Origin of the sequence: Cytobacillus sp. FSL R7-0680, assembly GCF_038009245.1 — a bacterium.
Taxonomy (GTDB): domain Bacteria; phylum Bacillota; class Bacilli; order Bacillales; family Cytobacillaceae; genus Cytobacillus; species Cytobacillus kochii.
In genome coordinates this window covers 372,373-385,476 of the sequence record NZ_JBBPAO010000001.1, presented here as the reverse complement: position 1 = coordinate 385,476, position 13,104 = coordinate 372,373, and the positions used below count along the sequence as shown (strand labels likewise).

The following is a 13,104-nucleotide window of genomic DNA, read 5'->3' as shown; positions in this document are numbered from 1 at the left end:
TTACTTTTTCTTTTATTATTTCCCAAATTGTTCCTTAGAATAACTGTGGATAAACGATGTGAGTTTTTTTAATGTCTCAGGATTTACTTCTGGGAAGACACCATGTCCTAAGTTAAAAATATATCCGGGTTGACTCATGCCTTCATCAAGAATAGCACGGACCTTTTTCTCAATTACTTCCCACGGAGCAAGTAACAAGGCTGGCTCTAAATTCCCCATCACTGTCTTTGAAATACCCCTTGACCTTGCTTCACTAATTGGCAACCTCCAGTCAAGGCCTACAACATCAATTGGAAGGTCATTCCATTCATTCGCTAAATGACTCGCGCCAACACCGAACATAATAAGTGGTACCCCTTCATCTTTCAAACTAGAGAAGATTTTTTCCATGACGGGTTTAATATAAATACGATAATCTTCTACATTTAATGCACCAACCCAAGAATCAAAAACTTGAATGGCACTAGCACCTGCTTTAATTTGCGCTTTTACATATGTGATTGCCATTTCACCTAATTTATCCATAAGTGCAAACCATGCTTTTGGTTCTGAATACATAAACGCTTTTGTCTTATAATAATTTTTAGAAGGTCCACCTTCAATCATATAACTCGCTAATGTGAATGGTGCACCGGTAAAACCAATTAACGGTACAGTTAATTGCTCTTTTGTTAATAACTTAATCGTATCTAGAATATATGGAACATCTTCTTCAGGATGTATCTCGCCGAGCTTCTCAACGTCTTGCATCGAACGAATTGGTTCATCAATGACTGGACCCACACCAGGTTTTATGTCAACTTTCACACCGAGACTTGGAAGCGGTGACATGATATCCTTGTACAAAATAGCCGCATCATTGTTATACTGTTCTACAGGAAGTCTTGTTACATATGCGCATAATTCAGGTTGATGTGTAATCTCGAACAAAGAGTATTTTTCCTTAATTGCGCGATATTCCGGCTGTGATCTGCCTGCTTGTCTCATATACCACACAGGCACATAATCAGTCTTCTCTCCTCGAGCCGCCTTTAGGAATGTATCATTTATAGTCATTAAATTAAGTCCACCTTTCATTTGCCTTATGTATTTTCCATACAAATAAGCTTAGAATTATTCTTATTTAGTAAATGTTCACATTAACTATAACTTTTTTCGGTGTTTATTGTACAGTACCCGCTTCAAATGTCGAAAATTTGACGTTTTTATCACTAAAATCGAGGTGAAAGTAATGAATCTTTATATGACAAGCGGCACTAAAAATTTCCTACTTCCCCTGATGGAAAAATTCAGTAATGAGAATATCGTTCTCATGCAAAATAGTCAGAATACCCTGTTAGTACATGAAACAGAAAGCAAAAAAAGTAAGTTTCAACAACCAAAATCTTATCACATCCATGATTCAACTGGAGACCTTCATAGAAGTAAATTTATTGCTATTCAATATATCCCCTTAACTGATGAAGGAAAACCCATTTTCGAATTCAAATTTCAGCAATTCTCTTCAAACTTTACAAATACAATTGGTTTTAGAGCAGCTAGGGTTTTAACTCCGATGAAAGGTCATACTTATGTAATTATTACAGCCTGGGACTCCGAATCTTCATATAAGAACTGGGAAAGTACAAATCCTATAGCAAAAAAAATACAGGAAGAACAAAGTAATAAGAAAGAATTACTATCAGATCCTGCATATACCAGTTTTTATTATATACAAACGACAGATAAATAAAAGCTTCCCACTTGAAAAAACATCAGCCAATTACAGTAATAGAAAAAAACGCCAGCGACGAGAATGTTTATAAAAAGGCTGAGGCTACTTCACTTCGCCTCAGCCCTATCAATTTTATATCACTATATTAAAAACATCGCTACAATTGTTGTCACAATCAAACCAATGACGACAGGAAGAAAATTACGCCTCGCTAACTCAAATACATCCACTTTACATATAGCGGCAACGGGAATCATTGCCCATGGAATTAACGCTCCGCCACCTACCCAAATTCCTGCAATTTGACCTAAAGCAGTTAATGTTGCTGCACCATCACCAATCGCTGTACCAAACAAACTACCAATAGATCCAGCCAATGATATTCCTGAAAAACCTGAACCATCCAAGCCAGTTATTGCTCCTACTACCGTTAATGTAATCGCACCAACTTGTGCAGTTAATGGTACAACAGATGCAAGTGCAACGCCTAAATCGTTGACGATTCCATGTGAATGTTGAGGAAGCCGCTCTCCGATGATTGCTTGAAACCCAGCATCTCCCAAATAAAAGAATGCAGCAATTGGAATCACTGGTCCAAATACTTTAAACCCGAATTGAAATCCTTCGACTAAATAAGTGGTTATTTTTTCGAGGCCTTTTTGTCTATGAGAAAATAATGTAATCGTGAGTAAAATGAGAATAGCTGTACCCCCAATTAAAGCGGTTGCATCCCCTCCTTGAAGGTCGAATAAAAACATAACAACCACATCAATCACAAATAAAACGGGAATAAGAATAGCAAAAATCTTTTTTTGTATTGGTGTAAGTAGGTTTGCTTGCGGTAAATCAGTTGGTAAATCTGCACTTTCCGTCATAGCAGTTGACATATTAAGTTTGCCTGAATTCATATCCCTCTTAATAAAGAAAAACGCTGTTAAGGTGGTCACAACACCCATAACAATAACGAGTGGAATACTTGCTGAGATGACATCGCCAACTGGTAACCCTGCTGCGTCTGCAGTCAGTTTAGGAGCAGCTTGAATAACAAAGTCTCCTGATAATGCTATACCATGGCCAAATAAGTTCATTGACATCGCTACTGCTAGTGCAGGTAGACCTGCTCTTAAAGCAACTGGTAATAACACTGCACCAATTAAAGCAACTGCCGGGGACGGCCAAAAGAACCATGAAATTCCCATCATTAAAATCCCTATTACCCAATAAGCTAACGTTGGTGTTTTAATCAGTTTTGTAAATGGTGAAATCATGACATCATTAATGCCTGTTGATGTTAATGTTTTACTCATACCTACAATAATTGAGATGACTAATATTGTAGGTAGTAATTCCGTAATAGCAAAAATAAAACTGTTAAAAATTCCACTGATCGAAGAATTAATCGAATTCGTTGCTGTGATCGCGATTAAGAATATCCCGACTATACAAATAAAGGTTGTATCTCTTCTAGCGACCATAAATCCAATAATTAATAAGATAAACACTACATAAATCCAATGTATTGCTGTTAATTCGACGCCCATGTTCGTCATTCTCCCCCCTCATCCATTTATTAGGCATCTGCCCTAATGGATTACTTTAAAATATGTTTGGGAGAAAAAGTTGTGTGTATCACCATTCGACATGGCCAATTTTTTTGTCGGAATTCCCCAGGAAATATGTTTTTATAACAAAAAAACCACAGAAGTAACATCTGTGGCAATTAGTTCAGTTATTTTGTTGGATTCTTCTTAACCGATAAGCATTTTTAGCGACCGCCCCTAATTGTTCCAATAAATGAAAATTAGCATAGGCACCAACTACAGCACCAATCCCAGGAATCATTTGTAACATTTTAATTAAGTCAATATGGTCCCTGTATTCTTGTTGAAATACCTGCCAGTCCATATCTACAAGCTCTGCTTTCCTATTTTCCCAATCTTCAATGATATCCATTGTTTCTCTCCGTTTATCATCACTTGAAAATGCTAATTGGAAAATATGAAGTAAAAATAATCTTTCTTCATATTCTGAAGTATCATAACCATATATCATTGCTGCTTCAAATAGGAACTTCATTTTTATGCTAAGAAGCAGTGGAAAATCTGCTAACCCACCTATAAATCCTACAGCACCTGTTCCTGCTCCTTCAACGGAAGCCGTGTTTCTGTATTTAATCAACGTCTCTGTTAACTTTTCATCTTGTTCCTGTAACGTAACCACTATATGAGAAGGTCTCTTAGTTGTATATTCACTCCCCCATAATGTAGCATTTACCATATGTTTGATAGCATCTGTTATCAAGTGATGAGCTTTTTCTGGGATTAATCCATTGAATTTATCTTGGGCATGCTTGGATGTTCTTTTCCATAACCTTGACTTTTTCCGCATTTGATAAAGCCAATCTTTTACTTCTCTTGAGACAGCATCCTCATAACTCCCCATAATATCACACACTCCATTATCAATTATTACTTCTATCAGCTTACGATTGAGAACGCAATGTTTTCATCATATAAAGATATGCATAACCAACGGCTACTAACCCACTTAAAACGAGCACACCAAAACCTACAAAGAAACTTCCTTTTATCATAATGAGTAACGCATAAATGATGGCTTGAATGATTAGTACACGAGCAATTAACCATTTAAATGAATTTTCTCGAATTTTAACATCGACTGGATATAAATCTATCCATAATTTATTTTGATGTTGTCTCCACAATGGTACGAGTTGAAACCCAGTTAGATAGATAAAAAGCATGGCAATAACTATTTGTGCGATTCCATTATTAATAAAATAGATTAACACACCGCCGATGGCTGTTAAACGGAAAAAGATGCCTAGATAATCTCCCGTTCGGAGAAAAGTTCTTAAGTATAAATAATGAAAGGTGTTTTCCTGCTGATAGGAAACCGATTGTAACACCCAGTCCAACCATTTTCTCCGCTTAATTTGATCACGTAAATGTGGTACATCTGTAAACATATTTGCCACTCGATAAAACTTGGCCATTTTTCTCTCTTCAGATTGAATTAAGAATTCCCATTTTAATCCTTTTCCTTTTGTTTTCTGATAAAAATACAAATAAAGTAATAAAAGAATACCTATAGTGGCGATTGTGAACCCAATATGTGCTGAGCTAAATATGAAAAATAACAACGCAACATTAATGACGAATCTAACAAATGAGTCAATTAAATGGGTAGTATAATCCATCTCATATTGGACTCGCCAACGAATAAGCATATTCACACCCTTTACTAACAACAAAATAATTAAAAACGGAAAAAACGAACTGAAATCTCCTTGATTTACACTTGCATACATTGGCATTAACACGGCCAAGCCAATTAGAATTAAGTATGAGGATAATAAAAAGCTAGTTAAAATTGCTTTCTTGAAATACATACCTAGTTTATTCTCTAATGGCAGTAAAAACACACGATCTGCTTCTTCTAAAAATGTATAAATCGGGCTATATGTAACGATAAGACCAAGTAGAATGGCCATAATTTCTGCCACTGGAAAATCCGAAGTGAGCGTTTTTAGCCACTCTTGATAATAATAGGCCACTGTACCAATAAGAAATACCATTACAATAACGATGTGGCCATTGAAAATATATTTTAAGTAGCGACTTAGTTCCTTTGTTCTATTCGCAAAGCGATTCTTCCAGATACTTTGTATATCATTCATAATTTTCTTCCTTTGTTAACTGGATATATAAATCATCTAATGTAGCACCGGCCATATTAAATTGTACCCTTAGCTCTTCTAATGTGCCTTTCGCTCTAATTTCACCTTCATGTATGATCACAAAGCGATCACAATATCTTTCTGCAGTTGCTAAAATGTGAGTGGACATCAGGATACCTGCGCCGGTATTCTTCATTTTCTCCATTAAATTCAATAGTGATTGAATTCCGAGCGGATCAAGCCCTACAAAAGGTTCATCAACAATATATAAGGAAGGTTGAACAAGGAAAGCACACATAATCATTACTTTTTGTTTCATTCCTTTTGAGAAATGGGCAGGAAACCATTTTAAGCGCTTTTCCATCCTAAATTCCTTAAGTAACTGCGCTTTTCTTTCTTTTAAGGTTTCGCGTTCGAGTCCATAAGCCATAGCTGTCATTTCTAAATGTTCATCTAAGGTTAATTCATCATACAAAATAGGCGTTTCTGGTATAAAGGTATATTGTCTACGATACGCATCTTTGTCACTTAAGAATGTTTTCCCATTAATTGTTATCTCACCTTTATTTGGCTCCATAAGACCAATAACATGCTTGATTGTTGTACTTTTACCTGCACCATTCAGTCCAATTAATCCTACAATTTCATTCGGTTTGACATCAAAGGAAATACCCTTTAATACGGGATTTCTCGTATAACCACCTGTTACCTCTTTAATATTTAATAAAGTCATTTGATCGACCTTCCTTGTAAAAAGTTATTCTTATTGTAAGTAAATTAAAACCATATTGTAAAGAAAACAACTATTTTTTTGGGTGACGCATATCTCTTCTTATTACGGGCATTCTATTTTATGAAGGGGAATACAAATCAACATTCATTATCTTAATGAATGAACTTGAATGAGGTGTCTACGGCAGACAATAATCTTTCAAACCGATTGTAGCTTCAAATGCAACTATTAAAGGAGATGTTTTTATTGCACAAATGTAATGAAAACGCATTGAGCTTTTTTTAAACATTTAAATCGCTTTACCGAAAGTGGTTTAAATCATCATTTCTAAATGAGGTGTTTATTAAAGATACCAATTACAAGTAGTTTGTGATGGTAGTTATTCAATGCATTTAACAAAACTGTCAAATGAGGTGTTTGTTAAAGAGTATTTCCAAGAGTAGAAGCCAAGAAGCATTCCCCTTCAATTTCGGCAGGATTCTTATTGAATCCTGCTTCTTTTATTTATGATTTGTCTAATTTTATGATAAAATATGGTCAATTCAAGCATAAGGGAGATGAAAAGAATATGAGTGATTGCATCTTTTGTAAAATAGTAGCTGGGGAAATCCCATCAGCAAAAGTGTATGAAAATGAGCATGTCGTTGCATTTCTAGATATCAGTCAAGTAACCAAAGGTCATACGTTGATTATTCCAAAGGTTCATAAAGAAAATATCTTTGAATTAGATGAAGAAACAGCCCGTCACGTATTTGAAGCTGTTCCAGCCATTAGTCGTGCGCTTAAAGCAGAGTTCCAGCCTGATGGATTAAACACGATTAATAATAATGGGGAAATTGCTGGCCAAACGGTTTTTCATTATCATATGCACCTTATTCCTAGATATGGCCAAGGTGATGGTTTAGGTGTCGTATGGAAAACACATACTTCAGAATATACGCCTGAAGATCTCCAAATGATGTCACAACAAATACATAGTCATTTATCATAAAGCTTTTATCAGGCACAGCAAGATCTGTGTCTGATAAAACCTATTCACAAGTATTTCTATCAACCTTCCATGTAGTTGTATCTACACTCAAGAATCAAAAGCCAATAAATATATATTTTCTCCTCTCCATCTCACTTTCCTTTAACCATCGTCCTAAAAGAAACCTTACTTAAAATATTTCTAAAAAAATTCAAAATCTTTTTAATTAATTCTGTACAAATGTGTTTTTTTTGATAACATAATGATATCTTTATTTCGCTACAGCGATATAGTACAACATTGTGAATGATGGAGGGAAAAGCATGAAACGAGCATTTAACTTTAATGCAGGTCCAGCAACTTTGCCATTTGCGGTCCTAGAAAAAGCAAAAGAAGCTTGGCTAGATTTTAATGGAACAGGTATGGCTTTAATGGAGTTAAGCCATAGAAGTAAAGATTATGAAATAGTACATAACAAAGCTATTGCCTCATTAAGAAACATCCTATCCATCCCAGATGATTATGAAGTTCTTTTTCTACAAGGTGGAGCGAGTTTACAATTTTCTATGATCCCAATGAATTTGTTAAAGCCAGATCAGACGGCAAACTATATCCTTACTGGCTCATGGTCAGATAAAGCATTAAAAGAAGCCAAAAAGGTTGGTTCCACCCATGTTGCTGCTTCGACGAAGGAAACGGGCTATCATCGCATTCCTGAGCTAGAGGAAATTAATTTGTCAGAAGATGCAGCTTATCTCCATCTAACGAGTAATAATACGATCTTTGGGACACAATGGCACCAATATCCAAATACACAAGTCCCGCTTATTGCAGATATGTCAAGCGATATCTTGTCCCGCCCATTTCAAATAGAGCAATTCGACCTTATTTATGCAGGTGCGCAGAAGAATTTAGGACCTTCTGGGGTAACAGTAGTTATTATTCGTAAAGAACTCATCCAAAGTCAACCAGCACTACCTACTATGTTAAACTATGAAACGTTTGCAAAAAATAACTCTTTATATAACACACCTCCAACACTAGCGATTTACCTTCTCTCTCTAGTTTTAGAATGGGTAGAAGAAAATGGTGGGATAGAGGCAATAAGCAAGAGAAATGAAGAGAAGTCTTCCCTCTTATACAATATGATTGATAATAGCAATGGCTTTTACATTGGGCATGCTGATGAGAAGAGCCGATCTCATATGAATGTCACTTTTAACTTAAAAAGCGAAGAACTTTCTACCAAATTCCTTGAAGAGGCGAAACAAATAGGATTTGTTGGGTTAAATGGACATCGCTCTGTTGGAGGATGTAGAGCATCTATTTATAACGCTGTTCCATTAGAACATGTAGAAGCTTTAGTATCATTTATGAAGAACTTCAAAGAAAAATATTAACCATAAAATAGATATGTTCATATGATATTTGTGATGTTATAATTAATAAAAGTTCTCGCTGCAAGCAATGAGTGCATTGTAGGAGAATACAGTTCAAAATGAGATTAGCTTGAGGAGAGATGAGAAAATGAAAAGTAAAAATATTGTGGCCCTTGCCCTTTTGGCAGGAATGGGTGTTGTCCTACATGCCATAACTCCACCGATTTTTATGGGTGTAAAGCCTGACATGATGTTAGTCATGATGTTTTTAGGCATTTTATTATTTACCGACGTCAAAAGCGTTGTTCTTATTGGACTTGTAAGTGGTATTCTTTCAGCCTTGACTACAGGATTTCCAGGAGGACAAATTCCTAATATTATTGATAAGCTGATAACTGCCTTTATCTTTTATGGTCTTTTGTCACTGTTAAAGAATATCAGCGCTAAATCAATTGTCGCTATTGTCTTAACAGCGATTGGCACACTGATATCTGGATTTATATTTTTAACATCTGCTTACATCATTGTAGGTCTACCAGGTGCCTTTATCGGGTTATTTGCAGCAAGCGTCTTACCAACCGTATTATTAAATGCCGTTTTAATGGCAGTATTGTTCCCAATTACAAAATCTATTAATAAAAGGACTAAATTAAATGAACATGCGATTCATTTATAAACGTCCTCACCTGTAGTAGACTACAGGTGTTTTTTTTATGTTTAATATAGCTACTAAGCGTGGAATATAAGGGGTAATAGATGTTCTTTTTACTGGATTCATGTATGATATACGTAGACATTAAAATTGAGAGGAGAGTTTAGATTGAAAGCGAAATCACTTTTTTTAGGCTTTGTCGTTGGCGGAGTAGCAGCTGCTGCAGCTACACTCTTTAATGCGCCTGCTTCTGGTAAAGATACCCGAAAATATATTACTGTACAATCAAAATCGGCTTCTATTCAAATAAAAGAATTAGGTAAACAACTAACTGATATCAAGAATCAGATCGTCCATGTAGGTGAAGAAGGGAAAGAAGCTCTTTCCACTTTAACCGAAGACGTATCATCTTCCATTAAACAATGGAAAAGTGAAATACTGCCCCATCAGCAAAACTTACAACAAGAAATCGCAAATATTGAAAAATCAATAGCTGAATTAGAACAAACATTAAAACATGCCAATCCAATGGACAAAGAATAAATATCCTTCTATTTTACAATCCTTCTTTTTTCTCTAATTATTTTAGAAAAAAAGAAGGATTTCTTATTTTAAAAAAGAAATCTAATATATTATGTTATAAAAATGGTTTGCTTTAAGATTATGCCAAATGCTAACAGAAGTATTACTCCTAAAAACAAGAAACAAAATCTAAAAATTATGCAAATTAATATCTTTATTAATTTTTGCTTTATTGGCATAATAAATATACAATAATAAAAAAGTAGGTGAAGCGAAATGTCAGAAACGAATTTCTCAATCAAGGAAGCCATGCTTTTCAGTCAAAGGGTTGCTCAATTGAGTAAAGCTTTATGGAAATCTATTGAAAAAGATTGGCAACAATGGATTAAACCATATGACTTAAATATCAATGAACACCATATTTTATGGATTGCTTATCATTTAAATGGCGCATCCATTTCTGATGTAGCGAAGTTTGGCGTTATGCATGTATCTACCGCATTTAATTTTTCTAAAAAGCTTGAAGAAAGAGGATATCTTGAATTTTCAAAAAGAGAAAGTGATAAAAGGAATACTTACATTAAATTAACGGATAAAGGTGAAAGCGTTTTTCTAGAATTAATGGAAACATATCATCCAGATAAAAATTCTGTTTTTTCAGGTGCGATGCCTTTAAAAGAATTATATGGAAAATTCCCAGAAATCATTGAAGTGATGGCCATTATCCGCAACATTTACGGAGATGATTTTATGGAAATATTCGAAAAATCATTTTCAAATATTGATAACGAATTTGAGGAAAAAGATGGTAAACTATTAAAGAAGAAAGAATATACAAAAGAATTAGTATAATTTTGTACGATAAAAGCGGAATTATAAACAAACTTCTCCGCTTTTTTATTTTGGTATAAAAGACAATATATTCATTGATTATAAAATAAAATAAAATAATGAAAACCCTTACATCCCTTCACTTTTATGTTGAAATATAACAATCATTTTTTTATCGAAAAAATGGTATTGATTTTTCTTAAAGAGGAGAGTAAAGTAGTGTTTGAATTTAAAACATGAGCGCTGAACTGCGAGGGATTATTTTGTTTATGAGCTGTGTAAAGGAGATAAATGTTAACAAGCAGTATGGACAATTATGGTTGGACTTCATGTCTGCTATACTGGCATTTACAGTCTTTATTATCACATATTTACCAATGAATTATTTGTTTCCTGATACAGTGATTAATACAGAAAGTTTAAGTATCTTTACCCTCTTTCTGATTGGATTGTATCCTATCCATAAATTGATTCATTATATTCCATTAATGCCGGTAAATAAAAATATAAAGAAATCGTTGGAATTACGATCAAAATGTGTACCCATGATACAATTAAAAGTCAATGAACCAGTACCTAAATTGATGTATCTAAGTGCTTTAATCGCACCAATACTATTTATTAATGGAACACTTTTGTTGTTAATGTTATCATTTCAACAATATGGAGCGTTTTTCATCATTCTTTTATCTTTGCATATTGGATTATCATGCCGTGATTTAATCTATATAAAAATCGTAATGAACACACCTAAATTTTCATATATTGAAGAGAATGAGATTGGACTCAATATATTAATACAAATCAAGGAAACTAGATAAAATCCACTCTTCCAACCTTTTATACTATCTTTTTATGATTATTTTTGATATTGTAAAACAATAGACTACGATTGACTAGGGGAGGGAATCATCGATGATCTCCATTTTTATTATTTTTGCTGTATTTATTCTATACAATATTAACAGACTTACTTTTTCCTTATGTTTACAAAAGGAAATCCCAGAGGAGAAACAACCTAAAGTATATCGAACAATTAATGTTTTAATTACGATACTGCTTATTTCTTCCTTTGTTGAAATTGCATTTACTTAAAATAAATGTAAAAAAAGCGGCGAGATTTTCGCCGCTTTTTTCTCTCTATGGAAAAGCTTGAGGTATGAATTAATTAGCAAACCCAAGAAGCTCCAATAATTACTAATAAAATGAAAAGGACAACGAGTAAAGCGAAACCTCCACCGTATCCAAATCCTCCACCGCCGTGTGACATGGATTTTCCTCCCTTCTATCGTCCGTTATAAGTTCTTTCTTTATTGTCTTATAACGCTATTTTTTATAACCAAGCAGCACCTACGATGACTAATAGAATGAAAAGAACAACAATTAAAGCGAAGCCTCCGCCGTATCCAAATCCTCCACCCATGATAACACCTCCCTTATTAGGTTGTTACCACATACTATTCAAACACTCTGTCGTGCGAATAGGCGCGTATCTCGTCTTTTTATATTTTCTCTAAACTTCTTTGGACGAAATATCATTTTCAATTTCTTTATATCCTATGTTGGACTCTCCAGAATGGTTAGTCTAATACCCAAAATTTTCTTAAATAAACCTAATTTTGTAGTAAATATTTTTGTTAAGGAAATGATTTGTGTTATAGTATTTACTGTGTATATACAACAATAAACGTGGGAGTGTTCAACATGAAAAAATGGATTTTATCCCTTTCTGTTGCAACAGGTGTATTAGTTTTAAGCGCTTGTAGTTCAGGAGATTCTGAAGTAGTAGTCGAAACAGGAAACGGAAATATTACACAAGAAGACTTTTATCAAGCCTTGAAAGAACAATATGGTGAACAAGTTCTTCAAGAACTCGTTTATGAGAAAGTCCTCTCAGAAAATTATGAGGTTTCCGAGGATGAACTTAATGAACAAGTAGATACAATGAAAGAACAATTAGGTTCTAACTTCCAATTAGCACTTGCACAATACGGTATGGAAAGTGAAGAAGACCTAAAAGAAATGTTAAGAACAGGTCTAATGCAAGAAAAAGCGGCAATTAAAGATGTTGAAGCTACCGAAGAAGAAATGAAGGAATACTATGAGAATTATAAGCCAGAAATCCAAGCGCGTCATATTCTTGTAGCCGATAAAGAAACAGCTGAAGAAGTGAAAAAGAAATTAGATGATGGCGAAGACTTTGCAAAAGTGGCTGAAGAATATTCAACTGATACAGCATCTGCTGCCAATGGTGGCGATTTAGGTTGGTTTGGAGCTGGTCAGATGGTTGCAGAATTTGAAGAAGCTGCCTATGCATTAGAAGTAGATGAAATTAGTGATCCTGTTGAGTCACAACATGGTTTCCATATCATTCAAGTAACTGACAAAAAAGAAAAAGAATCATATGAAGATATGAAAGAAGAAATTGAATATCAAGTGAAAGTAGCGAAAGTCGACAGTACAATTATTCAAGAAGCAATGCAGAGGGAATTAGAAAATTCAGGTGTGGAAGTAAAAGATAATGATTTTAAAGAGTTATTCAAAGCTCCTGAAGCAGAAGCCAATGATGCTGAAGCAAAAGAAGAACAATAACATAAAAGACC

The 13,104-nt window shown here is 34.4% G+C and carries 16 protein-coding genes; 9 read left to right on the top strand and 7 right to left on the bottom strand.

Annotated elements, in window-relative coordinates; translation table 11 throughout:
* Positions 1-15 precede the first annotated feature (15 nt).
* Positions 16-1,056, bottom strand: a complete 1,041-nt coding sequence (hemE, locus tag MKY26_RS01940; protein WP_095369901.1) for a uroporphyrinogen decarboxylase — start codon at positions 1,054-1,056, stop codon at positions 16-18.
* Positions 1,057-1,231: 175 nt separating this feature from the next.
* On the opposite strand from hemE, the gene MKY26_RS01935 reads away from it, so the two are divergent.
* Positions 1,232-1,732 carry an antibiotic biosynthesis monooxygenase family protein gene (locus MKY26_RS01935; protein ID WP_095369902.1) on the top strand — a complete coding sequence of 167 codons (501 nt, stop codon included), beginning with the start codon at positions 1,232-1,234 and terminating at the stop codon, positions 1,730-1,732.
* Positions 1,733-1,854: 122 nt separating this feature from the next.
* Here MKY26_RS01935 and MKY26_RS01930 read toward each other — a convergent pair whose 3' ends face one another.
* The 4 genes from MKY26_RS01930 to MKY26_RS01915 form a co-directional block, all read right to left on the bottom strand.
* The gene (locus MKY26_RS01930; protein WP_095373488.1) at positions 1,855-3,255 is read right to left on the bottom strand and encodes a hypothetical protein; all 1,401 of its coding nucleotides are present in this window, start codon (positions 3,253-3,255) and stop codon (positions 1,855-1,857) included.
* A gap of 184 nt (positions 3,256-3,439) precedes the next feature.
* Positions 3,440-4,156 (bottom strand): EcsC family protein, encoded by a 717-nt coding sequence (locus MKY26_RS01925; protein ID WP_341091918.1) that lies wholly within the window; start codon positions 4,154-4,156, stop codon positions 3,440-3,442.
* Positions 4,157-4,196: 40 nt separating this feature from the next.
* Positions 4,197-5,414 (bottom strand): ABC transporter permease, encoded by a 1,218-nt coding sequence (locus tag MKY26_RS01920; RefSeq protein WP_095369904.1) that lies wholly within the window; start codon positions 5,412-5,414, stop codon positions 4,197-4,199.
* Positions 5,407-6,147: an ABC transporter ATP-binding protein gene (locus MKY26_RS01915; protein WP_095369905.1), complete on the bottom strand. Its 741-nt coding sequence runs from the start codon at positions 6,145-6,147 to the stop codon at positions 5,407-5,409. The genes MKY26_RS01920 and MKY26_RS01915 overlap by 8 nt, the downstream gene beginning before the upstream one ends.
* 568 nt (positions 6,148-6,715) lie before the next feature.
* Here MKY26_RS01915 and MKY26_RS01910 point away from each other — a divergent pair.
* The 7 genes from MKY26_RS01910 (at position 6,716) to MKY26_RS01880 (ending at position 11,596) form a co-directional block, all read left to right on the top strand.
* Entirely contained in the window at positions 6,716-7,138 is a 423-nt protein-coding gene (locus MKY26_RS01910; RefSeq protein WP_095373489.1) for an HIT family protein, read from the top strand.
* A gap of 302 nt (positions 7,139-7,440) precedes the next feature.
* A complete protein-coding gene (gene serC, locus MKY26_RS01905; protein WP_095369906.1) occupies positions 7,441-8,517 on the top strand; it encodes a 3-phosphoserine/phosphohydroxythreonine transaminase in 1,077 nt (358 codons plus the stop codon).
* 127 nt (positions 8,518-8,644) lie between these two features.
* On the top strand, positions 8,645-9,172 hold the full coding sequence (locus MKY26_RS01900) for a tryptophan transporter (RefSeq protein ID WP_095369907.1): 528 nt from the start codon (positions 8,645-8,647) through the stop codon (positions 9,170-9,172).
* Between the two features lie 144 nt (positions 9,173-9,316).
* The gene (locus MKY26_RS01895) at positions 9,317-9,691 is read left to right on the top strand and encodes a YtxH domain-containing protein (protein WP_341091914.1); all 375 of its coding nucleotides are present in this window, start codon (positions 9,317-9,319) and stop codon (positions 9,689-9,691) included.
* A 255-nt stretch (positions 9,692-9,946) separates the two neighbouring features.
* Positions 9,947-10,522, top strand: coding sequence for an HTH-type transcriptional regulator Hpr (locus MKY26_RS01890; RefSeq protein WP_224937656.1), 576 nt, complete (start codon positions 9,947-9,949; stop codon positions 10,520-10,522).
* A 248-nt stretch (positions 10,523-10,770) separates the two neighbouring features.
* On the top strand, positions 10,771-11,322 hold the full coding sequence (locus MKY26_RS01885; RefSeq protein ID WP_341091911.1) for a DUF3267 domain-containing protein: 552 nt from the start codon (positions 10,771-10,773) through the stop codon (positions 11,320-11,322).
* A gap of 94 nt (positions 11,323-11,416) precedes the next feature.
* Positions 11,417-11,596 carry a hypothetical protein gene (locus MKY26_RS01880; RefSeq protein ID WP_095369911.1) on the top strand — a complete coding sequence of 60 codons (180 nt, stop codon included), beginning with the start codon at positions 11,417-11,419 and terminating at the stop codon, positions 11,594-11,596.
* Between the two features lie 73 nt (positions 11,597-11,669).
* Here the strand turns inward: MKY26_RS01880 and MKY26_RS01875 are convergent, their stop codons facing one another.
* A complete protein-coding gene (locus MKY26_RS01875) occupies positions 11,670-11,771 on the bottom strand; it encodes a YjcZ family sporulation protein (RefSeq protein ID WP_095369912.1) in 102 nt (33 codons plus the stop codon).
* Between the two features lie 63 nt (positions 11,772-11,834).
* Positions 11,835-11,924 (bottom strand): YjcZ family sporulation protein, encoded by a 90-nt coding sequence (locus tag MKY26_RS01870; RefSeq protein WP_095369913.1) that lies wholly within the window; start codon positions 11,922-11,924, stop codon positions 11,835-11,837.
* Positions 11,925-12,205: 281 nt separating this feature from the next.
* Between MKY26_RS01870 and MKY26_RS01865 the strand changes: the two genes are divergently transcribed.
* Positions 12,206-13,093, top strand: a complete 888-nt coding sequence (locus tag MKY26_RS01865; protein ID WP_289433286.1) for a peptidylprolyl isomerase — start codon at positions 12,206-12,208, stop codon at positions 13,091-13,093.
* The last annotated feature ends 11 nt before the right edge of the window (positions 13,094-13,104 follow it).

Coding starts and splice junctions, on each gene's coding strand:
- hemE (WP_095369901.1), bottom strand. CDS start 1,056: ATGACTATAAATGATACATTCCTAAAGGCGGCTCGAGGAGAGAAGACT.
- MKY26_RS01880 (WP_095369911.1), top strand. CDS start 11,417: ATGATCTCCATTTTTATTATTTTTGCTGTATTTATTCTATACAATATT.
- MKY26_RS01920 (WP_095369904.1), bottom strand. CDS start 5,414: ATGAATGATATACAAAGTATCTGGAAGAATCGCTTTGCGAATAGAACA.
- MKY26_RS01885 (WP_341091911.1), top strand. CDS start 10,771: ATGAGCTGTGTAAAGGAGATAAATGTTAACAAGCAGTATGGACAATTA.
- MKY26_RS01925 (WP_341091918.1), bottom strand. CDS start 4,156: ATGGGGAGTTATGAGGATGCTGTCTCAAGAGAAGTAAAAGATTGGCTT.
- MKY26_RS01935 (WP_095369902.1), top strand. CDS start 1,232: ATGAATCTTTATATGACAAGCGGCACTAAAAATTTCCTACTTCCCCTG.
- MKY26_RS01915 (WP_095369905.1), bottom strand. CDS start 6,147: ATGACTTTATTAAATATTAAAGAGGTAACAGGTGGTTATACGAGAAAT.
- MKY26_RS01870 (WP_095369913.1), bottom strand. CDS start 11,924: ATGGGTGGAGGATTTGGATACGGCGGAGGCTTCGCTTTAATTGTTGTT.
- MKY26_RS01930 (WP_095373488.1), bottom strand. CDS start 3,255: ATGGGCGTCGAATTAACAGCAATACATTGGATTTATGTAGTGTTTATC.
- MKY26_RS01875 (WP_095369912.1), bottom strand. CDS start 11,771: ATGTCACACGGCGGTGGAGGATTTGGATACGGTGGAGGTTTCGCTTTA.
- MKY26_RS01910 (WP_095373489.1), top strand. CDS start 6,716: ATGAGTGATTGCATCTTTTGTAAAATAGTAGCTGGGGAAATCCCATCA.
- serC (WP_095369906.1), top strand. CDS start 7,441: ATGAAACGAGCATTTAACTTTAATGCAGGTCCAGCAACTTTGCCATTT.
- MKY26_RS01890 (WP_224937656.1), top strand. CDS start 9,947: ATGTCAGAAACGAATTTCTCAATCAAGGAAGCCATGCTTTTCAGTCAA.
- MKY26_RS01900 (WP_095369907.1), top strand. CDS start 8,645: ATGAAAAGTAAAAATATTGTGGCCCTTGCCCTTTTGGCAGGAATGGGT.
- MKY26_RS01865 (WP_289433286.1), top strand. CDS start 12,206: ATGAAAAAATGGATTTTATCCCTTTCTGTTGCAACAGGTGTATTAGTT.